The 24,635-nt window shown below is 66.1% G+C and carries 23 protein-coding genes; 7 read left to right on the top strand and 16 right to left on the bottom strand.

Translation table 11 applies throughout. The features are described 5' to 3' along the window. Positions 1–156: 156 nt before the first annotated feature. Positions 157–1,773: a LuxR C-terminal-related transcriptional regulator gene (locus ABIE24_RS08235; RefSeq protein WP_354498585.1), complete on the top strand. Its 1,617-nt coding sequence runs from the start codon at positions 157–159 to the stop codon at positions 1,771–1,773. Here the strand turns inward: ABIE24_RS08235 and ABIE24_RS08230 are convergent. The 5 genes from ABIE24_RS08230 to ABIE24_RS08210 form a co-directional block, all read right to left on the bottom strand. Next, entirely contained in the window at positions 1,726–2,859 is a 1,134-nt protein-coding gene (locus ABIE24_RS08230; RefSeq protein WP_354498583.1) for a flavin-containing monooxygenase, read from the bottom strand. The two genes, ABIE24_RS08235 and ABIE24_RS08230, sit on opposite strands and share 48 nt — an antisense overlap. Next, complete coding sequence (locus ABIE24_RS08225; RefSeq protein WP_354498581.1) at positions 2,819–3,163, bottom strand: hypothetical protein; 345 nt, start codon at positions 3,161–3,163, stop codon at positions 2,819–2,821. The genes ABIE24_RS08230 and ABIE24_RS08225 overlap by 41 nt, the downstream gene beginning before the upstream one ends. 169 nt (positions 3,164–3,332) lie before the next feature. Then, the gene (locus tag ABIE24_RS08220) at positions 3,333–3,569 is read right to left on the bottom strand and encodes a hypothetical protein (RefSeq protein WP_354498579.1); all 237 of its coding nucleotides are present in this window, start codon (positions 3,567–3,569) and stop codon (positions 3,333–3,335) included. A gap of 54 nt (positions 3,570–3,623) precedes the next feature. Then, positions 3,624–4,259, bottom strand: coding sequence for a hypothetical protein (locus tag ABIE24_RS08215; RefSeq protein WP_354498577.1), 636 nt, complete (start codon positions 4,257–4,259; stop codon positions 3,624–3,626). 59 nt (positions 4,260–4,318) lie between these two features. Continuing rightward, positions 4,319–5,197: a hypothetical protein gene (locus ABIE24_RS08210; protein ID WP_354498575.1), complete on the bottom strand. Its 879-nt coding sequence runs from the start codon at positions 5,195–5,197 to the stop codon at positions 4,319–4,321. Between the two features lie 199 nt (positions 5,198–5,396). On the opposite strand from ABIE24_RS08210, the gene ABIE24_RS08205 reads away from it, so the two are divergent. Beyond that, the gene (locus ABIE24_RS08205; protein WP_354498573.1) at positions 5,397–8,207 is read left to right on the top strand and encodes a Kelch repeat-containing protein; all 2,811 of its coding nucleotides are present in this window, start codon (positions 5,397–5,399) and stop codon (positions 8,205–8,207) included. Between the two features lie 183 nt (positions 8,208–8,390). After that, positions 8,391–10,073: a dihydroxyacetone kinase family protein gene (locus tag ABIE24_RS08200; protein ID WP_354498571.1), complete on the top strand. Its 1,683-nt coding sequence runs from the start codon at positions 8,391–8,393 to the stop codon at positions 10,071–10,073. Here ABIE24_RS08200 and ABIE24_RS08195 read toward each other — a convergent pair. The 7 genes from ABIE24_RS08195 to ABIE24_RS08165 form a co-directional block, all read right to left on the bottom strand. Beyond that, positions 10,070–10,687 carry a metallophosphoesterase gene (locus tag ABIE24_RS08195; protein ID WP_354498569.1) on the bottom strand — a complete coding sequence of 206 codons (618 nt, stop codon included), beginning with the start codon at positions 10,685–10,687 and terminating at the stop codon, positions 10,070–10,072. The genes ABIE24_RS08200 and ABIE24_RS08195 overlap by 4 nt on opposite strands. Before the next feature lie 182 nt (positions 10,688–10,869). Further along, on the bottom strand, positions 10,870–11,379 hold the full coding sequence (locus tag ABIE24_RS08190; RefSeq protein ID WP_354498567.1) for an NUDIX hydrolase: 510 nt from the start codon (positions 11,377–11,379) through the stop codon (positions 10,870–10,872). Positions 11,380–11,792: 413 nt separating this feature from the next. Then, a complete protein-coding gene (locus ABIE24_RS08185) occupies positions 11,793–12,317 on the bottom strand; it encodes a gluconokinase (RefSeq protein WP_354498565.1) in 525 nt (174 codons plus the stop codon). A 93-nt stretch (positions 12,318–12,410) separates the two neighbouring features. Continuing rightward, entirely contained in the window at positions 12,411–12,881 is a 471-nt protein-coding gene (locus ABIE24_RS08180) for a ribose-5-phosphate isomerase (RefSeq protein ID WP_354498563.1), read from the bottom strand. Beyond that, positions 12,878–14,611 (bottom strand): dihydroxyacetone kinase family protein, encoded by a 1,734-nt coding sequence (locus ABIE24_RS08175; protein ID WP_354498561.1) that lies wholly within the window; start codon positions 14,609–14,611, stop codon positions 12,878–12,880. Before ABIE24_RS08175 ends, ABIE24_RS08180 begins: the two co-directional genes overlap by 4 nt. A gap of 41 nt (positions 14,612–14,652) precedes the next feature. After that, positions 14,653–15,429: an SDR family NAD(P)-dependent oxidoreductase gene (locus ABIE24_RS08170; protein ID WP_354498559.1), complete on the bottom strand. Its 777-nt coding sequence runs from the start codon at positions 15,427–15,429 to the stop codon at positions 14,653–14,655. 49 nt (positions 15,430–15,478) lie between these two features. Then, positions 15,479–16,303 carry a sugar phosphate isomerase/epimerase family protein gene (locus ABIE24_RS08165; RefSeq protein ID WP_354498557.1) on the bottom strand — a complete coding sequence of 275 codons (825 nt, stop codon included), beginning with the start codon at positions 16,301–16,303 and terminating at the stop codon, positions 15,479–15,481. Between the two features lie 249 nt (positions 16,304–16,552). Between ABIE24_RS08165 and ABIE24_RS08160 the strand changes: the two genes are divergently transcribed. Continuing rightward, positions 16,553–17,209, top strand: coding sequence for a GntR family transcriptional regulator (locus tag ABIE24_RS08160; protein ID WP_354498555.1), 657 nt, complete (start codon positions 16,553–16,555; stop codon positions 17,207–17,209). A 3-nt stretch (positions 17,210–17,212) separates the two neighbouring features. On the opposite strand, the gene ABIE24_RS08155 is transcribed toward ABIE24_RS08160, so the two are convergent. From ABIE24_RS08155 to ABIE24_RS08140, 4 genes are all read right to left on the bottom strand, one after another. Beyond that, complete coding sequence (locus ABIE24_RS08155; protein WP_354498553.1) at positions 17,213–18,460, bottom strand: four-carbon acid sugar kinase family protein; 1,248 nt, start codon at positions 18,458–18,460, stop codon at positions 17,213–17,215. Then, positions 18,457–19,227: a FadR/GntR family transcriptional regulator gene (locus ABIE24_RS08150; RefSeq protein WP_354498551.1), complete on the bottom strand. Its 771-nt coding sequence runs from the start codon at positions 19,225–19,227 to the stop codon at positions 18,457–18,459. The genes ABIE24_RS08155 and ABIE24_RS08150 overlap by 4 nt, the downstream gene beginning before the upstream one ends. 63 nt (positions 19,228–19,290) lie before the next feature. After that, positions 19,291–20,649 (bottom strand): NAD(P)H-dependent oxidoreductase, encoded by a 1,359-nt coding sequence (locus ABIE24_RS08145; RefSeq protein WP_354498549.1) that lies wholly within the window; start codon positions 20,647–20,649, stop codon positions 19,291–19,293. Between the two features lie 80 nt (positions 20,650–20,729). Then, positions 20,730–21,944: a Na+/H+ antiporter NhaA gene (locus ABIE24_RS08140; RefSeq protein ID WP_354498547.1), complete on the bottom strand. Its 1,215-nt coding sequence runs from the start codon at positions 21,942–21,944 to the stop codon at positions 20,730–20,732. An 11-nt stretch (positions 21,945–21,955) separates the two neighbouring features. Between ABIE24_RS08140 and ABIE24_RS08135 the strand changes: the two genes are divergently transcribed. The 3 genes from ABIE24_RS08135 to ABIE24_RS08125 all read left to right on the top strand — a co-directional run bounded on the left by ABIE24_RS08135 (position 21,956) and on the right by ABIE24_RS08125 (position 24,625). Beyond that, positions 21,956–22,273: a putative quinol monooxygenase gene (locus tag ABIE24_RS08135; protein WP_354498545.1), complete on the top strand. Its 318-nt coding sequence runs from the start codon at positions 21,956–21,958 to the stop codon at positions 22,271–22,273. A gap of 541 nt (positions 22,274–22,814) precedes the next feature. Further along, positions 22,815–23,306 carry a TRAP transporter small permease gene (locus ABIE24_RS08130; RefSeq protein ID WP_354498543.1) on the top strand — a complete coding sequence of 164 codons (492 nt, stop codon included), beginning with the start codon at positions 22,815–22,817 and terminating at the stop codon, positions 23,304–23,306. Positions 23,307–23,308: 2 nt separating this feature from the next. Further along, complete coding sequence (locus tag ABIE24_RS08125; RefSeq protein WP_354498541.1) at positions 23,309–24,625, top strand: TRAP transporter large permease; 1,317 nt, start codon at positions 23,309–23,311, stop codon at positions 24,623–24,625. Positions 24,626–24,635: the final 10 nt, after the last annotated feature.

The following is a 24,635-nucleotide window of genomic DNA, read 5'->3' as shown; positions in this document are numbered from 1 at the left end:
GTCCCGGCAAACCCTCAGCCCGAGCTCCCGCAGTGCTCTCAAGTGTCGACACCTGGCGGGGCCTTGCCCGCTCCATCTCAGGCGCGTACCCTGACCCGCATCCGTACCGGCACCACAACCGGCGGTGACCGGGAGCGGATCGAAAGTGGGACCGCAATGCCTGCCGCTCTCGAACTCGCACGGACCGCATATGAAGAGCATCGGTGGACCGTTGCTCGAGATGCGTTCGATGTCGCCCAGAACGAGGGACAGCTCCCGGCCCGCGACCTGGAACTGGCGGCAACGGCTGCGCTCCTGCTCGGCCTCGAGACCGACGGGGTCGAGACCCTCACCCGCGCGCATGAGGAGTACCTCGCCGCGAACGACATCGTTGGGGCCGTTCGATGCGCGGCCTGGCTCGGAATCCACCTGATGAACGCGGGGAACCGTGCGCGCGGCGGCGGCTGGCTCGCACGCGCACAACGTCTGGTGCACGGCGACGCTGAATCGGAGGTCGCTGAGGGGTTCCTCCTGATTCCGGTGGGGCTGGGGTCGCTTTACTCCGGCGACGTAGACGGCGCACTGCGGGCATTCGACCAGCTCGCCACTTTCGCCGAGCGGTTCGCAGACCGCGACATCTACTGCCTCGCACAGCTCGGCCGGGGGCAGTCGAGGATCATGGCCGGCCAGGTCGAGGACGGGATGACCCTGCTGGACGAAGCCATGGTCGCTGTCACCGCGGGCGAGATCTCACCCCTCCCGGCAGGCATCATTTATTGCGCGGTGATCGGCACCTGCCATCTGGCTTACGACCTGAAACGCGCCCACGAGTGGACCGCTGCGCTCGACCAGTGGTGCGCCGCACAACCCGACATGATTCCGTTCAGCGCCCAGTGCCAGGCCCACCGCGCGGCGCTCTACCGCCTCCACGGCGCCTGGTCCGAGGCATACAGCGCTGCTCTGATCGCCGAGGAACGGTTCGGGCTCGGAGACCGGGACGCGGCATACGGGGCGTTCTACCAGAAGGGCGAGATCGAGCGGCTGCGCGGCGAGTTCGACGATGCCGAGGCGTCCTATCGCCGCGCGGGCGAGACCGGATTCGAGCCCCAGCCGGGCCTCGCCCTCCTTGCCCTCGCTCGCGGCCACCGTGACGTCGCGCTTGCACTCATCCGCGGCGCCGTTGAGGGATCCGATCCGGGGACGCGGCGGCGGATGCTCCCAGCACTCGTCACGATCGAACTCGCCGCCGGACACGTCGAACTCGCCCGGGCGGCTGCAGACGAGCTTCGAGTCGTCAGCTCCGACAGCCGGATGCCGATGCTGAACGCATCGGCGAGCCACGCCAACGCGGCAGTGCTGCTCGAGGAGGGCGATGCGCTCGGCGCCCTCGGCGAAGCCCGCCGTGCGAGTGCGCTCTGGCGGGATCTCGACCTGCCTTTCGAACTGGCCCAATGCCGTGCGCTGATCGCTCGCGCACACCGCATGCTCGAGGATGAGATCTCAGCCGAGGTCGAATTGCAGGCCGCGCGAGCCATGTTCGCGGAACTCGGCGCCACACCGAGCGTCCGGGAGCTGGACGCGCTCCGCCGACAGCGGGGCGACTCCCCGCTCACGACGCGCGAAGTCGAAGTTCTGCGCCTCGTCGCGTCCGGTCTGACCAACAAGGCGATCGCTGCGGAACTGTATCTCAGCGAGAAGACCGTCGCTCGACATCTCAGCAATATCTTCGCGAAACTGGACCTCACGTCACGGGCGGCCGCGACCGCCTACGCCTACCGGCAACGGCTGGTCTGATCCGCGGCGGTCGTGGGCTGCGATCCGCGAAGCGAGATACTTCGCGTCTCGGCTCACGCCGGGAAGGGTTGCGGAGGTGGCGGCATACAGGAACTGCTGCCCGAGCAGATAGAGGCCGGGAATGGCCGACACGACGCCGCGCACCTGGTCGGGTCGCTCCGCGGATGCACCGGGCAGGTCCAGGATGCCGAAATCCTCCCGGTATCCGGTGCACCAGATCACAGTCGCGACGTCCAGTGCCTGTCCGTCGGCGGTGGCGGGCCGGCCGGCGACGACGTCAGCGATCCGAGGCACCCGTGTGACGCCGGCCGCGGCAAGATCCCGGAGCCGGGTGCGGATCAGCGGTGGCCCACTGAACTGAGCGGCGGCCCTCCGGCCGATCGGCGTCCTCAGAGTCAAGACTCGGGTGCCGGCGAACCGGATCAACGGCAGAGCGAAGCGGGCGGCGGTGCGTCCGTGTCGGAAGGGAAGCTCACCCACCGGCTCACCGGCCAGCAGTACCGGCCGGTCGGAACTCAACTCGAGCGCGATCTCGGCCCCCGAGTTGCCCAGCCCAACGACGAGGACTGCACCTGGGTGCAGCTGTGCCGGGTTACGGTACTCGCTGGAGTGCAACTGCAGGGTCGAGTCCGCGATCCGATCCGCGAAGGCTGGCACGACCGGCGTCTGCTCCCCACCGGTCGCAAGCACGACATTGCTCGCGCGCCATTGCCGATTGCCCGCCTCGACGAGGAATTCGTCGCCATCTCGCCGCACCCGTTCAGCGCGGACACCTGTGGAGACAGGAAGCGCAAACCGCGTTGCGTATGCCTCCAGGTAGTCAGCTTCCTCATCCTTGGTCGGGAACCTCAGCCGATCGCCCGGGAACGGCATGCCGGGGAGGCCGTCGTACTTGGCGGGTGTGAACAGTCGCAGCGAATCCCATCGCTTGCGCCAGCCATCCCCGACTCGGTCTCCGGCGTCCAGGATCACAAAGTCTCGCTCTGAGCGAGCGAGGTAATAGCCGAGTGCGAGTCCTGCCTGCCCGCCGCCGATGATGACGATGTCAGCTGACTCCAACGATGTCCGAAGCGATTTTCTGTCCATCGCTCCGCCTCCTGTTCTGATTGTGTTGCTGGACTGGCGATCCGCCTTGGCGGCGGAACTGGAGAAACATGGCGAGCATGACGGCCGACGCCACGAGGTAGAACCCGTGGAGCAGCCAGAGAGGCCCGACCGGCAGGCTGAAGACGTAGAGCGAATGAACCCCGTTCGCGACGTTGATGAGCGCGAGGTTGCCAAGGCTGTATGAGCGAAGATCCTTCGTGCGAGCGGCCTTCAGCACCATCGGCAGGTTGCTGAGGGCGAACAGCATGGTCGACGCGATGCCTGCGAGAATCGGGATGTCCATGTCCCAAGGCTAGGAACGCCCGGCCCCCACGGAATCGGGCGGATGACCCATTTCGGGCCCTCAAGCCAATGGGTGATTCTGTCCACGCCAGGATGTCCTATCCGGCGCGTGAGAGCTCCAGTGCGAATCAGGTCGTCAGTGGCCGGAGGGGGCCTTCACCGGAGCAACGTCAACGATCGTCCGTCGTTTCCCTGTTCGCGACGGTTTCCACCCAGTCTGTCGCTTCATCCGAGAGGTAGAGGCCATCCGGGCCGCTGTGCCCGACCCACGAGGCGTCTGACGTGACGGCGGCTCCGGTGGCCTCGATCGAACTCAGGATGTGGGCCGGCACGGCCTCCCCATTGTGGGCGATCAGCCAATCGCGCATCGCGGAATCGAGCTTCGGCCACCACTCGTCGATGTTCATGGGATGAGCCTGTCACTCACCTCTGTCACCCGCCAGCCCCGGTCGCGGCTAAATCTACGACGCTGCGGGTCGACGCCGGTAGTTGATGTAGAGGATCAGGATGCTGACACCAAGCACCCAGGCCGGGAAGATGAGTGTTACCCACAAGCTGACGCTTGTCACGACAAGAAGCACCGCCGCCACGAGGTAGGTCACGATCGCCAGCCATCGGGGCAGAACCCCCGTCCTAAGCCACATCGTGGCGAGTGAGACCAGGAGGACGCCGGCCATCCTCAACGCGTAGATGTTGCTGACCTGCAACATGACGGCCCGGCCGAAGGTCGCAACCTCGGCTTGGCGCGGCTCTTCGGCGATGAGGGGCACGGTGGCCAGGATCCCTCCGGCGAGCGCAGCGGAAACGAAGACCATGGCGAGAAACAGAAGCCCGCTGCCCATGAAGACTGATGAGAACAGTTGATCTTCCGCATCTTTGAACCGGTCGCGTATCACACCCAGGAACCACAGGAACGCTATGCCGGCGAAGGGGATGAGCGCGAGGCTCACGGTGATGCGGGTGGTCGCACCCTCGTCCAGCCAGTTCACGCTCGGTTCGAGCCGGTCAGGAAGAGAGATTCTCAGGAGCACGAGGGAGGTTCCGAAAAGCAGCGCGAACAAGACCCCCGCCAGTGCCGCCGCGCGGGGAGAATTCAAGGCTCGAGGCGGTGAACCAGAAGTCGCTGCCATGTCGGTCTCTTCCACGGTTCGTCGCCCTAGCCTGGCGGTGCAATCGGGTTCGCCGACTTCACATAGATGTAGACGTCGACGCGGTCGCCCTTGAGCACGAACCGAGTGAGGCGACCGCTCGGCATCAGGAGGTCGGCGATCGTGTCGACGCTGTCGGGTGAACACGCTTCGGCGCCGATCCCCTCATCGAGCCCCTGAACGGGGTGGGCAACGAGCAGGCATACGGTTCCGTAACGGCTCTCTCCGCTCCACACGCTGAGGTATCCGAAGTTCTCGTAACGCCGCATGTCCCCTGCACCGAGACCCAGCCGGTCCAGAGTGCCGTGCGGGTCCTTCGGCACATCGGAGACGGCACCGACGGACTCCAGTGCGAGCACGTAGTCCGGAGGGACCACGTCGTACGCCCCTCCCGCATCGAGGGGCTGCGCCTTCGTCGGTGTGTCCGTCAGTATTGGAGCCGCCCCGAAAGCAAGCAGTTGCGATATCCACCCCACGAGGGCCACGCCAACGGCAATGGCCGCTATGGCGACGACGAGGATCGCCAACCAGCGACGACGCCACCACGGTGCTGTGGAGGCTCCGGCCCTGGGACCGGCATCGGCGGTCGGCCGGTTGGCGCCGTCGTTCGCAGTGGCCGACCCTCCGGCAGGTTCAGCGACGGGCAGGCGTTCCGGGCCCGGGGCGCGTTCCGAGGCCCGAACGAGTTCCGGCAGCGGAGCGGGTGTCCTTCCGTCCGCGTGGATGCCGGAAGTCAGCCGTTGGCGGCGCGCGGATTCCAGTTCGAAAAGCCGAGCCTGTGCCGCCGCATCCCCCGCGATGTCGGCATCCGGTCCGTAGGCGCGTCGTCGCAGGCGCTCCAACTCGTTGGATACCTCGAACTCGGCCGAACCAGGCGGCACATCCATGCGCTCATTATCCGCGCGGCTGCGACAGGAGGAAAGGGGATCACCCGCCCGTCACAAATAGAGGGTCGGCTCCACGAATCGGGCAAACCCCCTCGCGCTCCCATCTCACGAGGGAGTAACGTGCGAGCCACGCTTCGCTGGCCGGGTACCCAACGGCCTGTGCGAATTCGCCCGGGTACCCGAACCTGAGGAGACGTCGATGTCGCTCGCCCCGCTCCACGCCCTGCCCGTCCGTGCCGGCGCACTCGGAGCCCGACGGCGCATCGTCGCCCTCCTCGCTGCAGTGGCCGTCACATCCACTCTGGCCCTTGCCGCGCCGCAGCCGGTCGCCGCGCACGAAGGCGATCTGCCTTCGCTGCTCGTGAGTTCCGCAGCCAACAGGTCCGCTGCTGCTTCGCTCAGCGGCGCGACGGTCAAGGGAATGATCTACCCGTTCTTCCAGGAACAGGCAGGCATCAGCGCGGTGGAGTTCTGGTTGAACAACACGTCGATGACTGGCGCACCGCGCCAGGTCGAGCGCACGGCGCCGTACGACTTCGCGGGAGGATCCGCGACCATCGCCAGTCCGTTCGACTCGACGAAGGTCAGCGAGGGCTCCCACACGATCTCAACGCGGGTGACCTACACCGACGGCGACGTGCTCACCGGCGAGACGACCTTCACGGTCGACAACATTGCGGAACCGCCCGCACCAGCACCGACCCTGCGCTGGAATGCCGGCGGAGGCGGGGTCACGACGGGAGGCGTCAGCTGGGCGGCAGACGCGAATTTTTCTGGCGGGAAGTCGTATTCCAACCCCGCTGTGACGGCGATCGCGGGCACCACCGACGATGGGATCTACCTCAACGAACGCAGCGCCACCCAGAACCTCGGCGGGTTCGGCTACTCGATCCCGGTCAGCGCCTCCGGAACGCACACCGTCACGCTCCACTTCGCCGAGATCTACCACGGGGCGACCGGCGGCGGTCCAGGCGGCACAGGCAAGCGGGTGTTCAGCGCCAACTTCGAAGGCGGCGCCGCCGAGCTCGTTGACTTCGACATCTTCGCGGCGGTGGGAGCGATGACCGCTACGGCCCGCACGTTTGCGGTGCCCGTCACGGATGGCCGGCTGGACATCGCGTTCACGGCGAAGACCGACCAGCCATCGGTCGCGGCGATCACCGTGGTCGCGCCGACAGGTGGCACCACGCCACCCCCGCCCGCTCCGCCGACCGGCGATCCCACCCCGTTCGCCTGGGAGACCCGCGCGCAATCGCCGATCGCACGCTCTGAGGGCCAGGGAGCCGTGGCCGGCGGCAAGCTCTACGTGTTCGGAGGCTTCTACACCGGCACGATCACAACGGCGAGAAGCGACGTCTACGACCCGGCCACGAACTCCTGGTCCCCGCTCCCCGACCTGCCGGAGGAACTGACGCACTCAGCGGTCGTCGCCGATGGCACCACGGTCTGGCTCGTCGGCGGCTACGTTGACAATCACCCGGGGCCGTCGACCCGAAGCGTGTGGAAGTACGACACCGTCAATCGCACCTACGCTCGCGGACCGCTGCTGCCGGCCCCGCGCGGCGCGGGCGGCGCGGCAATCGTCGGACGCGAACTGCATTTCTTCGGCGGCACCAGCCGCGTGGCAGGATCGACCGCCGACCCCGACCAGCCGGACCATTGGGTCCTCAACCTCGACAACGGAACCACCTGGAGCGCTCGCGCACCCCTGCCCAATCCGCGCAACCACCTCACCGGGGCGACGGTCGACGGCAAGGTCTACGCCATCGGCGGGCAGCACAACGAGAATGAGAACACCGGTCTGCAGTCGGACGTCCATCGCTTCGATCCGGCCACCAACGGCTGGACAAAGATGGCGAGTCTGCCCAAGGCGCGGAGCCATATCGTGAGCGTGGTGCGCGACGGTCAGATCCTGGTGCTCGGCGGCACCAACCCGGGCAACACGGCGAGCAGCGACGTCACGGTGTACGCTCCCGACAGCAACACCTGGTCGAAGCTTCTCTCGCTTCCGGGAGGCCGCAAGACCCCGGTGGCCGGACTCGTGAACGGCGTCGTCTATCTCACCGGCGGCAGCCTCGCGACGAGCACCTACGCAGGACGCTTCGCCGCGCGTTGGGAGGCCGGCCCGGCGATGCCCGTCGCCCTCGGCGAGGTCGCCGGTGGACGGATCGGTTCCACCGTGTACCTGGTCGGCGAGAGCAGTACCGCGACCCTGGCGCTGGACCTGGCGACGGGGGTGTGGCGTTCCACCCTGCCCGTTCGCCCATTCGTCGGTCACCATCACGCGGCGGAGGTGCTCGGCGGCAAGCTCTACCTCTTCGGCGGCCTGGGAGCCGGTGCCGGCAAAGTTCAGATCTACGACCCCGCGACGAACGCCTGGACCCTCGGTGCGGACATGCCGTTCGCCGCCGGATCCAGCTCCTCCGCCGTCATCGGCGGGCGAGTCTACCTCGCGGGCGGCATCATCGGGTCGGCGACGACGAACCGTGCTGCGCGCTACGACCCCGCGACCAACACCTGGACGGAATTGGCCACCATGCCCCAGGGCCGCAACCACGCGGCATCCGCCACCGATGGCTCCCGGCTCTTCGTGGTCGGCGGTCGCGGGCCGGGCAGCGGCGACGGCAACACGGTGGCCAACGGCTACGACACCCTGCAGGTCTACGACCCGGCAACAAACGTCTGGCGCTCCAGCGCCACTGCGGGAGCAGGGCTCGCAGCGCTCCCCCAGGCCCGCGGCGGCATGGGCAAGGCGGTGTACTTCGGCGGCGAGCTGTACGTGATGGGCGGCGAAACGCAGAACGGCGCCGGTGCCACAACCCGGAACGTGTACTCCCGCGTTGACATCTACAACCCGGTGACGAACGTCTGGCGCCTCGGAACGCCGATGCTGACCGCGCGGCACGGCATCTTCCCGGTGCTCACTGGCAACAGGATCACGGTGGCCGGCGGTGGAGTGCAGGCCGGGTTCTCAGCCTCGTCATCCGTGGAGACCTACACCGCGCGCTAACGCGCGCAGGCCGAGCCGTTGGAGTTGTTGCTCGCCTGGATGGGACCCCCACGGACCGGGGGCACACAGTACGATTGCTTTCCATCCGCGCGTCCGCAAGGCGCAGGGGATGGTGAACGGCTTCGACGCCGTAAGGCTCGGCGCCTGCTTGACATGCGACACGCACCAGACCAGCGAGGCGAAATGCGAAAGATAATCAACGACCCGGCGAACTTCGTCGATGAATTCCTGGCGGGCATCGTGGCCGCCCACCCCTCCAGCTACCGATTCGCCTCCGCGGACGGTCGCGCGGTCATCGCCGCCGATGCGCCTACCGCCGGCCGCGTCGGAATCGTCACCGGTGGCGGCAGCGGGCATCTGCCGCTCTTCATGGGCTACGTGGGTTCCGGTCTGGCGACCGGCGCCGCTATCGGAAATGTCTTTTCATCACCGTCGCCGGCTCAGATCCTGCGAACGACGCAGGCGGTTGATGGCGGTGCGGGTGTGCTCTACCTCTACGGCAATTATGGCGGCGACATCTATAACTTCGATCTCGCGGCTGAAGCCGCTGCTGCTGAAGGCATCCGCACCACCACCGTTCTCGGCTATGACGACATTCTGTCGGCGCCGGCAAGCGCAGCTCGAACGCGACGTGGTGTGGCCGGCCTGGTGTTCGCGTACAAGATCGCCGGCGCTTCTGCGGCGCGCGGGGATGACCTCGAAACGGTGGAGCGCTTCGCAAACGCCGCGGTCGACGGCACCCGAACCGCAGGGGTGGGACTGGCCCCGACGATCCTCCCTGCAGCCGGCAAGCCAACCTTTGAGCTGGCGGAAGGCGAGATGGAGGTAGGCGTTGGCATCCACGGCGAAAGCGGTGTCCGCAAGGCGGCCATCGAGCCTGCCGACGCGATCGCCGACGACCTGTTCGACCGGATGAAGGATGAGGTCGGGGTGGGGCCGGGCGCACGCCTTGCTGTGCTCATCAACGGGCTCGGTGCGACACCGCTTGAGGAGCTGTACGTGCTGTATGCCCGCGTTGCCCAACGCATCACCGACGCGGGGGCAACGGTGGTTCACAACTTCATCGGCGAGTACGCCACGAGCCTGGAAATGGCCGGCGCGTCGATCTCCCTTCTTGTCGTGGACGACGATCTCGAGCAACTGCTTGCCGCACCTGCGTCCTCCCCGTTCTGGCGGCCCGGTTCGATTGTGCCCGACACGTCCCCCGAGAATGCAGCCGCGATCATTGACCGCGTGCAGCCCGCGGTGGTGCCGACCGCCGCCTTCGAGTCCTCCATCCGTTCCGTGATTTTCGCTCTCGCGAATTCACTTCCACAGCACACCGACGAATTGCGTGATCTCGATGCGGCACTCGGTGACGGAGATCTCGGGATCACCGTTTCTCTGGGGGTGGATGCCATGGCAACTCGCGTCCGGGAACTGCCGGTGAACGCCACAAACAGTGCTCTGCTGCGGGAAGCGGGGATGGCATTCGCCTCGGCGAATCCGTCGACGTTCGCGGCGCTCGTGGGCGCGGGCCTCGTGTCGGCGTCCACCATCGTCGACGACGCCCGCCCCATCGACGAAGACACCGCCCTGCTCATCGGGCGGCACGTCGCCGAATCGATTTCGCGTCGCGGCGGAGCCCAACTCGGCGACAAGACCCTGCTCGACGTGCTCTCCCCCGCCCTCGACGAACTGAGCGGCCATCCATCCGAGCGCGAGTTCGACGCCTTTCTGCAGGCCCGGGTCGACGAGGTTGCAACTCTGAGATCTGCCCGGGGCCGAGCTGCGTGGCATCAGGAGCGAAGCGTCGGTCTCAAAGACCCGGGTTCCGTGGCCGTGGCGTACGCATTGTCGGCGATATTCCTCGCGGCAAACGATTAAGGGGCCAGATCGCCCATGCCTTCCAGGCTCTCGAGCCATCGCACGATGACAGCCTCGTCGACAGGTGCAAAGCCGCGTACATCCACTCCCACGTTGAACTGACGTCCGAGAGTCGCGAAGAGGTTGTGAACGTGGCCGTGGATAATGGGCAGGCCGGAATTACGGGGCCGGTAGAGCCGATATCGGTCCTCGTCCAGCGAGTCACCAACATATGGGAAGTGGCAGACGACGACCCTGCGTTCCCCGATCGAGTGCTCAAACTTTTCCGGCAGGATGCTCCATCCCGCGTCCTCATACAACGGAAGGAACTTCGCATCATTCCGGCGGCCCTCGAACGATTCGGCGATTCGGTCATGATTTCCGGGCACGAGATGCTTGTGACCTTCTAATCGGGCTGTCAGGGCAATCTGTTGCTCAATCGCTTGTCCCAGAGCGAGATCACCGAGGTGATAGACGACATCGTCGGGCGACACCGTCGAATTCCACTTCTCGATGAGCGCCTCGTTCATCTCCTGCACGTCTCGAAACGGACGATTGCAGTACTTGATGATGTTCTCGTGCGAGAAGTGGGTGTCGCTCGTCCACCAGGTGGTCATGGTGTCCGCGCGTTCCATTCGGCGGTCATACAGGTTGTCTCATAGCTGGATTTCTCAGCGCGACGTCGCTCGGATCTTCTTGAGTTTCAGATTCTAGCTCCGCCACCGCTCGCGCACACCTGCCTCCAGCCGGTCAGCGCCCGATGCGCTCCGGGTGCGCATCCGGCCAGCATGTCGGCGGGGTGGCGCGCTGCCGCTCCCTATTCGGGGCAGTGATGCTCGGGCTCATCGGCGAGGCGCCCCTCGGCGCGCAGTCTTTCGGTCAGAACGTCCAGCACGGCCACCTGCCCACGCACGAGCTTCACCCGTGCCTCTGCCAGCCCCACCCACCGCGCATCATCCACCTCGGGGAATTCCCGCAACACCCCCGATCCCTTGGGCCATTCCAGCTCGAAGGTATTGCTCGCCAGCCGATCAACGGCGAAGTCCGCCTCAGCGGCGAACACCGTCACCACCTTCCCGGACGACTGCCGGAACTCCCCCAGTTCCTCATACTGTGCTTCAGGCGCCGGCACCCCAATCTCCTCCTCGAACTCCCGCCGCGCCGCCGCGAACGGGTCAGTTCCGGGCTCGTACTCCCCCTTCGGAATCGACCAGGCCGCGGCCTGCTTCGCCGCCCAGAACGGACCACCCATGTGCGCGATCCACACCTGCGGCTCCCCGGCATCCGTCAGCCGATACAGCAGGATGCCCGCGCTCTGCACCACCATCAGCTCTTCGCTCCGTTCAGGCTTCCCGGCGTTTCAACGCCGTTCAGGCACTTCGGAGGCGGCCGCGTCACGGTACCTCGCCAGCTGGTCCGGCGCCATCCGGTGGTACCCGGCGCCAACACCGAGACCCCGTCCGGAATCTCCTTGAGCGTCTCCTCTGACAATGGGAGGTTCCCGAACATCGGTTTGAGCTCGACAGTCGGAATGTTCAGAACGACGGAGCGAAAGAAGTCCTTGACCTCATCGGTCGGCCTGGGTATCTGCATGACTCTCCCTGTCAGCGCACGGTCAACAGATACTCCACGTGCTCGTTTCCGACTGTCGATCCCCGCTCTATGCAGTGTCTTCGTGCCGACGGCCCCAAGTCAACCTGCGGCCACCGATGACGCCTCTGACGTCGCGGTGCGGACGAACTAGCCGAGGTGGATTGCCTCGACCGCTTCCGCGACGATAGCGGGCACCGGCTGGTCAATGTCGACGACAATTCCAGGCTCGTCCTCGGCCAGGGGGTCAAGCGCGACGAATTGGGAATCTAGCAGTCTCCTGGGCATGAAGTGGTCGCTGCGGCCCTCCAGGCGGGACGCGAGAACCTCCTTTGAACCGGAGAGGTGCACGAACCGTGTGGCTGGCGCATGGTGGAGGATTGCTTCACGGTAGGCCCGACGGAGCGCGGAGCAGGCGATCACCATTCCGGTGCCTTCGCCGGCGTCGGAAAGCGTTGTACCCACCGTCGCCAGCCAGGGCCAGCGGTCCTCATCGTTGAGCGGTGTGCCGCCGGCCATCTTCTCAATATTCGATAGTGGATGCAGCGCGTCACCATCGACAAACGGAACCCCGATGGCACCGGCGATGAGCGTCCCAATCGTGCTCTTGCCCGCCCCGGAGACACCCATCACGATGATCTGGGCGCCCTCGGGTTTTCCGTTGCCGTTGGTCATGCGTCGATTCTTCTCTTTCCAGTCCCGTACGCCGTGTCGAGCGCACCCCCACCCCCGCGGGCCGGAAGTGCTGTGCGATTGACGCCGGCAGACCTACCGGCTCTCGTATTGCGTCAATACCTGGACCTTGGCCGCAGACGCGGAGTTGGGGTCGAATTCGTAGCCGATCCACTCGCGGGCGAGACGACGGGCCACCTCGAGACCCACGACTCGCTGCCCCATGGTGAGGACCTGGCAGTCGTTCGACAGTACCGAGCGTTCAACTGAGAACGAGTCATGGGCCGTCGTCGCACGGATGCCGTCGACTTTGTTCGCGGCGATGGCCACGCCGATTCCTGTTCCGCAGAACAGGATGGCGCGGTCAGCCTTGCCCTCGATTATCAGCTCGCCGGCCGCGATACCGACAAATGGGTATGGCCTGTGGAAGTCGTCAAGTCGATCGGAACGGTTTACCCCTATGTCGATGACTTCGCTGACGCGCGGGTCAGCCTGAAGGTCAACGAGGATCTGGTTCTTGTAGTCGACGCCGGCTTCGTCCGACCCGACGATGAGACGAAGTGTCATGAATTGTCCTTCTGGGTCGCGGATTCTGCGAGATGGCGTCCGAGCGCGGTGACGATCAGGCCGAAAGAGGTCGCGCCGGGGTCCGGAGTTCCGAGGCTCTTTTCCGCGAGAGGCCGCGCCCGTCCTTTTTTCGGGCGGAGAGCGGCGGTGTCCTCAGCCGCCCGGACGGCCACCGCGGCCGCCGTGATCCAGGCGTCCGGGAACGAAAATCCGTTGCGGATGCCATCATCGAGGCCCTCCGCGAACGGCACAATTGCATCCATCATGGTTTTGTCGCCGGGTTCGGCTTTGCCGAGTTCCAGGAGGCGATCGGCGAAGGCGTTCACCGCTGCTGCCATCGTCTCGGCAGACGGCTGCTCGGTGTCACCGAGCGTCTCGCCGAGGGCACGGAGACCCGCACCCCACAGCACGCCCGAGGTTCCTCCGGCCCGGTCACCCCAGGCGTCGCCGGCCGCGGCGAGAGTGGATGCCGCTCCGGCACCCCGCTCAACAGCAGCGGCCGCGCCAGCGTACGCCGCGTCGATCCCGCGCACCATCCCCCGCCCGTGGTCCCCGTCTCCGGCGATGGCGTCAAGATCGCCGAGCATCGACTCGGAATCATGGAGGGTCGACCGGACGACGGCGAGGGCAGCGTGGCACCGTTCGGCCAAAGCCCGCGATTCCTCGGTAGAGTCCGCAAGCTGGTCATCGATCGCGACGTCGGCGTTTTCCGCGGCGCTAGCAGACATCGCGGCCACAGAGCCTCGACGAAACCCGGGAGTCTCGGCGGCAGCGACCCACAACTGCTCGAGTTCGTCGTCGAGCCAGGTGATAGTAAGGGAGACGCCAGCCATATCGAGGCTGGTGACCAGCTCGCCGACCTCGGGCGCGACAAGAGTGTAGCCGGCCTCCCGGAGCAGCGGAGCGACGGTGCGCCAGAGTACGAAGAGTTCCTCGAGCTTGCTCGAGCCGAGCCCGTTGAGGAGCACGGCGATACGAGATCCGGCGCCCTCCGGAGTTTCAACGAGCACGCGCTCGACAAGTTCCCTGCCAAGCTCGATGGCAGTCGGCATCGTCGTATCGTAGAGGCCCGGTTCGCCGTGGATGCCGAGCCCAAGAGCCATAGTCCCCTTCTCGAGCGAGAACAGGCGGTCATCCGCGCCGGGGAAAGTGCAGCCCTGGAACGCGGTGCCGATGGTACGCGTGTTGTCGTTCGCCTTGCGGCCGAGCCGCACGACCTCAGCGAGGTTCTCCCCCGCTTCTGCCGCTGCACCCATCACTTTGAAGACGATGAAGTCCCCGGCGATGCCGCGACGCTTCTCGATCTCGCCGACCGGAGCGCTCGCGATGTCATCCGTCACGAGAACGTTCTCGACGGCGATCCCCTCCGCTGCGAGGCGCTCGGACGCCATACCGAAGTTCAGAACGTCGCCCGCGTAGTTTCCGTACGTGAAAATCACCCCGGCGCCGGAGTCCGCCGCCTTCGCCACCGAATACGCCTGTTGCGCCGACGGCGAGGTGAAGATGTTCCCCACGACGGCCCCTGTGGCGAAACCGGCCCCGACAATCCCCGCGAATGCTGGGTAGTGACCCGAGCCGCCTCCAGCAAGCACGGCCACCCGGGGAGCGGCGGGTCGCGCGCGACGCACCACCCCGCCAGGCACCTGGCGCACGAGATTCTGGTGCGCGTCACAGAAACCGGCGAGGGCTTCGTCGGCGAAATCGGCCGGATCGTTGAACAGTCGAGTCATGTCGCTCAGCTTTCTCGCTCGAGGGCACGCGGCCCGAACGGTTAGTGGATGTGGCTGCCGCCGTTGATGTCAACCGTCGAGCCGGTGAGGTACCCGGCGTCCTCGGACGACAGGAAGGTGATGACAGCGGCGACTTCCTCGGCGGTGGCGGTGCGACCGAGCGGGATGTCAGCGGCGATGGCTGCTTCGATCTCTGGGGTGGTCCCGACCCGGATGTTGGTGTCGACGGCACCGGGGGTGACGGCGTTCACGGTCACGCCGTTGCCGCCCAGCTCCCGCGCGAGCGCCTTGGTGAAGCCGAGAATCGCGGCCTTGGCGGCTGAGTAGGGAACCTTGCCGAACACGCCGCCGCCGCGCTGGGCGGAGACCGACGACATGTTGACGATGCGTCCGTACTGGTTCTCGATCATGCCAGGCAGGAAGGCACGGGTCACCAGGTACGTGCCGGTGGCGTTCACCGCCATGACTTTGTTCCACAGGTCGAGACTGGTCTCGAGGAACGGCACCGGCGAGGTGATCCCGGCGATGTTCGCGAGGGCTCCGATGGCGGGGATCCGGTCGGCGGCGACTTCGGCGGCCACGGCGGTGTGGGCGGCGACGACGGATGCCTCATCGGAGACGTCGATCTGGTGGCCGAACGCCGGTACTCCGAATTCGGAGGCGATGTCGGCTGCGACGGAAGCGGACTTGTCCCCGTCGAGGTCGAGGATGACGATGGCCCAGCCTTCGCGGGCGTAACGCTGTGCGGTGGTGATTCCGATGCCGCGTTCAGAGGTTGCGCCGGTGAGGACGGCAGTGCGCTGGATCGTGCTGGTCATGTTTCTCCTAAGTAGGTGTCGGTGGCAGTGCAGGGGAAAGGGGAATGGCTCAGATGAGCGCGGAGATAAAAGCCCCGGCCTGAGCGGCTGCGGCGGGACGTTCGGGGTTCTCGACATCCCGGGTCTCGAGTTCCAGGGAGAAATGCCCCGTGTAGCCGGAGTCCGCCAGCGCCCGCAAGCCGCCGGTGAAGTCGGCTGAGCCGTTCCCGATACTGAGACGAATGTCGCCAGGCACCGCGTCGCGGAGGTGGACATGCGCAATCCGACCGGCGAAGCGGTCGACGTAGTCGGTGGGGTCGCCGCCGGAAGCCGTGATGTGACTGAAGTCCATGACGAGCCGCACCCCGGATCCGTCCAGTCGCTGCGTGAGCTGTTCTGCGCGCTCGGTGTTGAAGCACAGCCGGAAGAAGTGGAGGGATTCCGTCCAGATCTCGACGCCGAACGTCGTCGCGCGCTGGGCTGCGGAGGTCAGTTCGGCAGCGACGGCGTCGAAGTCCTCGTCGAGGCTACGGATGGGCTCGTGATCGATCGCGCCGCATGGCAGCACGAGTGCATTCGCCCCGATCGCGGCGGTCAGGGTCAGCAACATGTCGAGGTGCGCCTCCCGGGATGCCCGTTCTTCGGCGGTCAGAACGCGGTTGAGGTCACCGATGTCGCCGTTCACCGACCGCACGCGCAGCCCCGATGCATTCACCGTCGCGGCGACCGAGTCGACCGCTTCGGCGTCGAGAACGAACGGCACGTGGTCGCAGACCCCGGGGAGCGCACCGAGGTCGATCTCGTCGAACCCCGTCTCGCGAATCGTCTGTAGTGCCGTGGCGAGATCCTGGTGCCGGAAACTGATTGAAGAACAGCCCAGTCGAGAGTGAAACATCGTCATTGATCCTCTGAAAGTCATCGGCACGAAATTTTGCCGTCAGTCGATGATACGAAGTTCTTTGTCGACAGTCAACATTGATTTGTCGCCAGTTGACACAGGGGTGCGCCACGCGCAGACTGGAGGGGCGGGCGGCACTATCGCGCGCGAGCGCACCGCGCGCCCACGTGGGCGGCCTTGTGTCGTCCCATAGGATCGACCGTTACGGCTGACCCTGAACAACTGACGCACCTCGAAGGACCACTCATGAGCGCACCGGCATCCCTCCTCGGGCTCGAACGCACGAGCCTGCGCCAGCAGGCGCTCGCTGCACTCCGCCGCGCCATCTCCGTCGGCGAACTACCGCCGGGAACACACCTCGTCGAGACCGAGCTGTCCGAGATGCTGAAGATCAGCCGCGGCACACTCCGGGAGGCCCTGCGTGAACTCGAGCAGGAGGGTCTCGTCTCCGCGGGATCCCGCGGCCGGCTCAGCGTCCGCCATCTCGACGCCAAGGAGATCCGGGATGTCTTCGCCGTGCGCGGAGCGCTCGAATCGCTGGCGGCCGCCGGGCTCAGCGAGCTGACCGACCGCGCAGCGATCATCGCGGAGCTCCGCGCGGCGATCGGCACCATGGGTCGCGCCTCGCAGGGCGACCTTGAAGCCCGCATCGAGTCCGACCTCGACTTCCACCGCACGCTGTGCAACCTCGCTGGCAATGAGACCCTCTCGCGCTCGTGGCAAGCCCTCGAGGGAACCATCCGCATGTCGATCATGTTCGCGGGAGCGGATCGCGCCATCGACAACATGGGCGTCAACCGTCACAGCGAGATCGTGGACGCCATCGAGTCCGGCGACGCCGAGCGCGCCCGCACCACGATCACCGCACACATGCACGAAGCGGTCACGAAGCTCATCTCGTAGCGGCTACTTCTCATGCCCGATCGCCGCGAGGACGTTGACGAGGGTGTCCGGTCCCCCGACGTTGCCCGGAACCACGACGTACAGAATCTCGCGACCGTCGACGGCCGTCATCCGCCAGACCGAGACACCGGGAAGCACCTGACCGAGGACGAGGGCGGATGTCGCGCCGACGCCTGAGCGCGCCACCTCGGCTGACGTGATTCCGCCCTTCGCGACGACCACCTCGACGCTCGGGAGCAGGTCACGGACCGCGGTGGTCAAGGCGAGCATCACCCGCTCCCCGTGGTCGAGCGTGTTGTGGTCGGCGGACCGCTCCCGCGACGTCGTCACGACGGTGACTCCGTCGGTTGCACCGGCCGCTCGGGCCGCCGCGTCATGCCCGGCCGGTTCCGGTTCAACGAGCGCCGCGGATGTATCGATGACGACGGGCTGACCCCAGGCGCGGGCAACGAGGTCGAGTTGCGCCGACGCCCCGCCGGTGTGCGACCCGCAGGCGAGCAGCGTGGGCGGCCGTCCCTCAACGAGGGGTGTGGCCAGCAGCCCGGAACTCTCGACGCCGGCGAGCATCGCCGCGAGCGGCGCCGCCGAACGAACGACGATGCTGCGACCGTGGACGCGGGCGGTCCGGATCGCCTCGGCGATACGGCGGATGTCGTCGTTCGTGACGGCATCCGGAACGGCCACAGACCCCGCCGCCGCGTCCTGCAGGATCGAAGCCAGGGTCGCGGCATCTCCACGCACAACGTCAAGGCTGACTGGCAGCGGTTCGCGCGCGGACTTCTCGCGCACGTACTCGGCGAGGACGCCGCTGGCGAAGGGGAACACCGGGTCGTCGGCATATTCTGTCTCGTGCGCCGGGGTATCGCTCCCGCCGGTGTTCACGTAGTGCACGCCGCCTCGGGTAGTGCGGCCGCCGTCCGGGAAGGCGGGGACGAAGATCATCAGCGCGCCGTCGTCGAGGAACTGCTCGGTCTCGGCGAAGACGTGGCCGCGAAGGGTCGAGTCGCCTCTCAGGACGAACTGGATGTCCTCCCCCAGCCGGCTGCCGGCGGCGAGGGCGTCGTTGCGGACCTGGCGGACGAGGGCAACGGCACTCGCCTCGTCGATGGCCCGGGTGTTCGTCTGCACGTAGACACTGTCGTCGGTGCGGAGCGCCTCGGTCAGCAGGTCGGCGTCGCTGACGAGCAGCACACGGACGTTGCTCGCGGATTGGGTGCCGGTGGGGTCGTCGTCGAGAACTACGGTCTTCATGCGTGGGATCTGCCGGCCTTCGGGTTGTCTGAGGAGGAGGAGCCGCCCATGTCTCCGAGGGCGTAGAAATCAGTGATGTGGTCCTGCAAGCACCTTGCAGCGGCATCCGGATCGCGACGCCGGAGGGCCTCGAGCAATTCGCGGTGCTCACGCCGGACCGTCTCGGCCGTCGCCCGCCAGTCGTCGAGTCGCGCGTACGCCTCGATCATCTGGCGGTTGATGGCGATGCGCAGCGACTGCATGAGGTGGGCGGTAAGCGCGTTGCCCGTCGACTCCGCGATCCGCACGTGGAACGCGGTGTCGAGCCGGTTGAACTCAGCGGTCGTCACCTGCGGGTCGTCCATACTGTCGAGGATGCCGGCGAGATCGTCGAAGTCGTCCTCTGCCGCACGGAGTGAAGCCTCCCGCCCGCTCCAGGTTTCGAGCGCGAGCCGGGTTTCGAGCACGTCGGTCTGGTCGAACTGCCCGAGCGCCAGCTGGAGCTTGAGCAGGTTGACGAACCCGGGGCCGGGGGTGCCGACGAGGGCTGCGCCTCCATCTGCTCCCCCGCCCCGCCGGATGTCCACGAGGCCGAGCGCTTCGAGAACCCGAAGTGACTCCCGCAGCGACGGCCTGGACACGCCCAGCTGCACGGCGAAGTCCCTCTCGCTCGGGAGGTGATCTCCCGCGGCGAGCCGGCCGTCGAGGATGCGCTCCTCGATCTGCGCCATGACCTGTTCGTAGGTTCGGAGGCGTTGGACGGGTTCCCACCCAGCAGTTGTCGACATGCGAGCTCCAGCTCTCGAGGAATGCGGCGGATGCCGCGTTCATCCTAGGACGTGGTCGGAAGGTCAGGCCGAGGCGAGTGACTCGGCGCGGAACTCCGCTTCCAGTTCCTTGCGGACCTGGACGGCCTGCAGGGTATCGTCGACAGCGATGTCGTCCCACGAGATCGTGCCGTCCTTGGGCACGTCACGGATGAGCTTCGCGCCGTGAGCCAGGCCAAGCGGGAGGGCGTTGTTCGCCAGCGACAGGTGCGCGGGCGCCAGCTTGCCGAACACCGTGTAGCCGCCTTCTCCGTCGAGGGTGTCCCCCGCACGAAGGTCCTTCTTGGCGGTCGACACCACGTCTCCGCGGAACCCGGTCGGGCTGCCGGTGGCCTCACCGCGGAGCACGGCGGATGCCACGCTCACCCCGAGTTCGAGACCGATCATGTGGTACGGACGGTACAGCGATCCGTAGCGCCCGGTCTCATCGGTGTGGACGCCGTACTCGGCGAAGCATTGCACCGCGTAGTCGGTCTTCGCTTCGAAGGTGACGTAGACGCCCCAGCGGAGGTTTCGCTCCACCTCGGTTCCGTCGCGGTGGAGGCTGGAGGCGATCTCGACCGTTCCGCGCCGGGTCAGGCTGCCGCCGAGCGACTTCTCGCGGTAGACCGTCGGCAGGTCGTCGACGCCGGCAGGCGGGAAGAGGAGCCCCTCGTCCTGCGGGGTGAGTCCGGTGCCGTTGGCGACGGCCGCCATCTCGATGGCCGACTTCGTGCCGTCGAGAAACGAGTTGAACATCTTCGGATTGAAGTCACCGGTCGCGAGCTGCTCGGCGGAGAAGCCGTAGTAGTCCCAGACGGTGTCGGGGGTGGAGTAGTTGTACTCGGGAAGGTACTTTGTGCCTTTTCCGGCGGCGACGATGTCGAAGCCGACCGTGCGGCACCAGTCGACGAGTTCGCAGATGAGCGCCGGCTGGTCGCCGTACGCCATCGAGTAGACCACGCCGGCGGCCGCAGCCCTGCGCTGTAGGATCGGCCCCACCATGCAGTCGGCTTCGACGTTCACCATGATGACGTGCTTGCCGTTCTCGATGCTCGTGAGCGCGTGGTAGGTGCCGATGATCGGGTTGCCGGTGATCTCGAGGATGACCTCGATCTGCGGCAGGCGCATCAGGTCGTCAGCGCTCTCGATCACGGCGGTCCCACCGTTGCGGAGTGCTTCGTCGAGCGTCGCGGCCGCATAACGCTCTTCGGGCCAGCCGGTTCGCTTCAGGGCGTCGCGGGCCTTCGGCACGTTGATGTCGGCGACTCCGACCACGTGGATGCCGACGGTGTGCAGAGCCTGCGTGAGGAACATGGAGGCGAATTTTCCGGCTCCGATGACCCCGACGCGGATCGGTCCGTCAGTTTCGGTCCGGCGCTGCATGAGCGAATACAAGTTCACGTCTACTCCTTTGTGGGCGAGCCATCTGTATTGGTTGGATGGTCTGACCTTCAAAGTGTGCGGGAAGGTCAGACCATCTGTCAAGTCGCGTTCGGAACGAGGTCAGCACTCTCGGTGTGCCCGGCAGCGGATGCCTGCGCCGCGAGCCGCGTGTGCACCCGCGACCGCCAGCCGATGAGAGCCGCCCCGGCTACGAGCGAGAGCCCGGACCCGGCCAGCACTCCCAACGCGCCCTGGTCCATCAGCTCCGGCGACTCGGCGAAGGCCAGCTGATTCATGAGAAGCGCGACGGTGAATCCGAGCCCGCCGGTGACGGCGAGCGCAAAGAGGTCCCACACCGGGATCGACGGGGCGCCCTGTCGTCGCGCCACCCGCGCGCCGATCATGCCACCGAGGGTGATTCCGACGGCTTTGCCCACCGGCAGGGCGACAGCCAGCCCGATGAACACGGGCCCGAGGGACTGCGCCTGTGGCAGCGGCACGAGTGCTGCGGTGAAGGCGAACAGCGGCAGGATGACCCCGTTCGACCAGGGCACGAGGTGATGAGCGAGCCGTCGGCCGTACGACCCGCGCATGACGAGGCCGAGCCCGACGCCGGTCAGGGTGGGGTGGATCCCGGACTGCACCACGAGGAACCAGGCGCAGACGGCGACGACGGCCATGAGCAGCCCGACCGGCAGAAGGTGCCCGTGGAGCGTGCGGCTCAGGAGCCCGAAACAGCCGATGGCAACGGCGGCGCCTGCGAGGGCAGGAACGTTGAGGTCGGACGAGAACAGAACCGCAATGAGGATGATCCCGATGAGGTCGTCCAGAACGGCCAGCGCAAGCAAGAAGATCCGCAGACGGGAGGGGAGACCGTGCCCGAAGATGGCGAGGACCCCCAGGGCGAAGGCGATGTCGGTCGCCGTGGGGACCGGCCAGCCTCTGGCCGCTTCCTCCCCGGCGATCAGCAGGTAGACGAGCGCGGGACCGGCGACGCCGCAGACGGCAGCGATGGTCGGCACGAGCGCTTTCCGGACACTGTTCAACTGCCCGTTCGTCAGTTCGTTCTTGAGTTCAGCGGCGACGACGAAGAAGAAGACCACAAGCAGACCATCGGCGATCCAGTGGCTCGCCGAGAGATCCAGACCGACCGCAGGGAGACCGAAATGAGCCGTCTTGAGGCCGAGGCCGACGTCACGGAACGGGCTGTTCGCGAGTGCGAGCCCGAGCGCCGCTGCACCGAGAAGGAGCACGGCGGAGTGGCGATCGGATCGGAAGATCGGCACGAACCGGTTGCGGATGGTCTGTATCATCGGTGATCACCATGACTGAACCCATTGTTGTTACCGCCATCTTCTTTCCCGCTCCCGGCCAGTTCGACGCCGTCCACGATGCCCTCCAGCCTGCTATCGCGGCGGTGCACGACGAACCCGGCTGCATCCTCTACGCCATTCACCGCGCACCGGATGACACGATCGTGATGATCGAGAAATGGGAGTCGGCCGACCTCCTCGACGCACATGGAGCGGGCGAGGCCGTCGCCGCGTTGAACGCTTCGCTCGAGGGAAAACTCGCCCGGCCCGTCGACGTCACCCGCCTCGTTCCCCTGCCCGCTGGAACAGAAATCCAGGGCACGCTCTAAGACCATCGAGGAGGCCGGCGCTTCCCCATCGCCCCGAACCGTCCCGCCCGTGTGAAACGACGGAGCGAGACGTCTCGGCGAACCGGAGGCGCCGGCCTTCGCTGCGCCGCGGCAGCGCCCGGCGTGCCGTCGCGTCGGCGAGAAGGGAATCGGTGGCATGGGGCGCTCCTTTGCGTGGATGAGATCAATATACGTCAACTGTCGACGGTTCTAATGTTGACAATCAAACGCTGCTGTGTTTCGATGATCACCACCCGGCCCGGTTGAGCCGCCAGGACACCCAGCTTTCCTGCCGAGTTCATCCCCGCCGAAAACCCGCCAAAAACTCTTCCAGTCGTGTCTTGTAAACAAAGTGGTATCGGTTACACTTTCCAAGCATCCCTCATTCGAGACGCACACGGCAAGAACTTTTCATCGCAAAGGAGCGACCATCAACACAACATCGTCGGTCGACCACACAGAATCGACCACCACCGCCAAACCCACATCGTGGGTCGACCGGATTCTCAGCGGTCTTGATCGCTTCCTTCAAATCGTGTGCGTGGCACTGCTCGGTGTCGTCGTCCTCTCGGTGAGCTGGCAAGTGTTTTCCCGGTATATCACCGCCTCATCGGCATCCTGGACGGTCGAACTCGCCTCGTACAGCTTCGTCTGGCTCTCGATGATCGCCATCGCCCTCGGCGTGCGCCGTGGTCGGCACATGGTGCTCGACATCTGGGAGTACGTGCCTTACAAGCGCTGGCTGATGCGGACTCTCGAAACGGTCACGGCACTCATCGTCGTAGCGGTACTCGCTGCCCTCATCTGGTACGGGTTCGAGGCCCTGCCCGCGTCTTTCCGGCGTAATTCTCCGGGACTCGGAGTTCCGTTCGGGTGGGTGGCACTCGCTGTCCCCGTGGGCGCCGTGTTCTCCCTCGTCTTCGCCATCGAGGCGTGGTGGAAGCTCTTCCACGCCCCCCAGGGTGTGGACCCCTTGACCGCTCCGGTCCTCTACCAGCCCGACGACGTCATCATCATCAAGGGAGAAGTTTAACCATGGGTCCGTTCATCCTGAGCAACTTCGCCGTCGCGATGCTCCTCCGCGTGCCGGTCGGTTTTGCCCTCGCCGCCGCCTCGCTCTTCACCCTTGCCATCGTCACCGACGTTCCTCTCGCCATCGGCGCACAGAGGATCGTCGCGGGAATCACCCCCTTCCCTCTCCTCGCCATCCCCCTGTTCATCCTCGCCGGCGCGGTGATGAACGAGGGCGGAATGACGAAACGCCTCCTCGATGTCGCTGACTCCGCCGTCGGCGGTATGCGCGCAGGACTCGCCCAGTCCATGTCCATCACGTCACTCCTCTTCGGTGGCATCTCCGGGTCAGCCGTCGCCAGCGTTTCGAGCCTCGGCCGCATCGTGATCCCCGCGATGAAGGAACGCAAGTACCGTCCCGAGTACTCCGCAGCCGTCGTGGCAGCTGCTCCCGTGGTCGACCCGATCATGCCGCCGAGCATCACGATGATCGTCTACGGCGTGGTGACGGGCACCTCCATCGGGGCGCTGTTCTTCGCCGGCATCGTTCCCGCGGTGCTCTACGTGGTCATGCTCATGATCACCGTGCACTTCACGGCCAAGAAGTTCGGCTTCACCAAAGAGGCGATGGAAGAGGCCAAGGATCTCAACAAGCTCGGCACGATCCCCAAGGAGGATCGCCCCAAGTTCCTGATCTCCCTCTACCGCGCCATCCCCACCCTGCTGCTCCCGATCATCATCCTGGGCGGCATCCGGTTCGGAATCTTCACGCCGACGGAAGCGGCCGCGATCGCCGTCGTGTACGCGCTGATTGTCGGGTTCTTCGTCTACAAGGAACTGTCCTGGAAGCGGCTTGTCTACGCACTCGCCGACTCGGTCCTGATCATCGGGCTCATCATGCTTGTGCTCGCGGCGGCCCAGATCTACTCGTGGGCGCTCACCTCGGGCCTCGTGCCCCAGGCGGCGGCAGAGGCCATCTTCTCTGTCACCGAGAACCCGATGGTGCTCCTTCTGCTCATCAACGTTGTGCTCCTCATCGCCGGCATGTTCATCGAGGCGAACGCCGCGCTGATCATCATCGCGCCGATCCTGTTCCCGGTCGCCACGTCGATGGGCATCGACCCGGTCCACCTCGGCATCGTGATCGTGGCCAACCTCAGCGTCGGACTGCTCACCCCACCGGTGGGAGTCGGCCTGATGCTGGCAGCGGAACTGGCCAAGGTCAGCATGCTCCAGGCGGTGAAGGCGGTAGGCCCGTTCCTCTTGATGGGAATCATCTACCTGCTCATCATCACGTTCATCCCCCAGATCTCACTCTGGCTCCCCAACCTCCTCTCCTAGCACGCATCCA

The organism is Mycetocola sp. 2940 (genome assembly GCF_040548835.1).
Classification (GTDB): domain Bacteria; phylum Actinomycetota; class Actinomycetes; order Actinomycetales; family Microbacteriaceae; genus Mycetocola_A.
The sequence above is the reverse complement of the archived record's forward strand: the minus strand, read 5'-3'. Positions and strand labels throughout refer to the sequence as shown.

Bases quoted from the DNA above. Each gene is read 5' to 3' on its own strand.
- ABIE24_RS08200 (WP_354498571.1), top strand. From the start codon at position 8,391: ATGCGAAAGATAATCAACGACCCGGCGAACTTCGTCGATGAATTCCTG.
- ABIE24_RS08210 (WP_354498575.1), bottom strand. From the start codon at position 5,197: ATGGATGTGCCGCCTGGTTCGGCCGAGTTCGAGGTATCCAACGAGTTG.
- ABIE24_RS08230 (WP_354498583.1), bottom strand. From the start codon at position 2,859: ATGGACAGAAAATCGCTTCGGACATCGTTGGAGTCAGCTGACATCGTC.
- ABIE24_RS08150 (WP_354498551.1), bottom strand. From the start codon at position 19,227: ATGTCGACAACTGCTGGGTGGGAACCCGTCCAACGCCTCCGAACCTAC.
- ABIE24_RS08205 (WP_354498573.1), top strand. From the start codon at position 5,397: ATGTCGCTCGCCCCGCTCCACGCCCTGCCCGTCCGTGCCGGCGCACTC.
- ABIE24_RS08165 (WP_354498557.1), bottom strand. From the start codon at position 16,303: ATGTTTCACTCTCGACTGGGCTGTTCTTCAATCAGTTTCCGGCACCAG.
- ABIE24_RS08190 (WP_354498567.1), bottom strand. From the start codon at position 11,379: ATGGTGGTGCAGAGCGCGGGCATCCTGCTGTATCGGCTGACGGATGCC.
- ABIE24_RS08170 (WP_354498559.1), bottom strand. From the start codon at position 15,429: ATGACCAGCACGATCCAGCGCACTGCCGTCCTCACCGGCGCAACCTCT.
- ABIE24_RS08155 (WP_354498553.1), bottom strand. From the start codon at position 18,460: ATGAAGACCGTAGTTCTCGACGACGACCCCACCGGCACCCAATCCGCG.
- ABIE24_RS08225 (WP_354498581.1), bottom strand. From the start codon at position 3,163: ATGGACATCCCGATTCTCGCAGGCATCGCGTCGACCATGCTGTTCGCC.
- ABIE24_RS08185 (WP_354498565.1), bottom strand. From the start codon at position 12,317: ATGACCAACGGCAACGGAAAACCCGAGGGCGCCCAGATCATCGTGATG.
- ABIE24_RS08195 (WP_354498569.1), bottom strand. From the start codon at position 10,687: ATGGAACGCGCGGACACCATGACCACCTGGTGGACGAGCGACACCCAC.
- ABIE24_RS08160 (WP_354498555.1), top strand. From the start codon at position 16,553: ATGAGCGCACCGGCATCCCTCCTCGGGCTCGAACGCACGAGCCTGCGC.
- ABIE24_RS08175 (WP_354498561.1), bottom strand. From the start codon at position 14,611: ATGACTCGACTGTTCAACGATCCGGCCGATTTCGCCGACGAAGCCCTC.
- ABIE24_RS08140 (WP_354498547.1), bottom strand. From the start codon at position 21,944: ATGATACAGACCATCCGCAACCGGTTCGTGCCGATCTTCCGATCCGAT.
- ABIE24_RS08135 (WP_354498545.1), top strand. From the start codon at position 21,956: ATGACTGAACCCATTGTTGTTACCGCCATCTTCTTTCCCGCTCCCGGC.
- ABIE24_RS08235 (WP_354498585.1), top strand. From the start codon at position 157: ATGCCTGCCGCTCTCGAACTCGCACGGACCGCATATGAAGAGCATCGG.
- ABIE24_RS08180 (WP_354498563.1), bottom strand. From the start codon at position 12,881: ATGACACTTCGTCTCATCGTCGGGTCGGACGAAGCCGGCGTCGACTAC.
- ABIE24_RS08125 (WP_354498541.1), top strand. From the start codon at position 23,309: ATGGGTCCGTTCATCCTGAGCAACTTCGCCGTCGCGATGCTCCTCCGC.
- ABIE24_RS08220 (WP_354498579.1), bottom strand. From the start codon at position 3,569: ATGAACATCGACGAGTGGTGGCCGAAGCTCGATTCCGCGATGCGCGAT.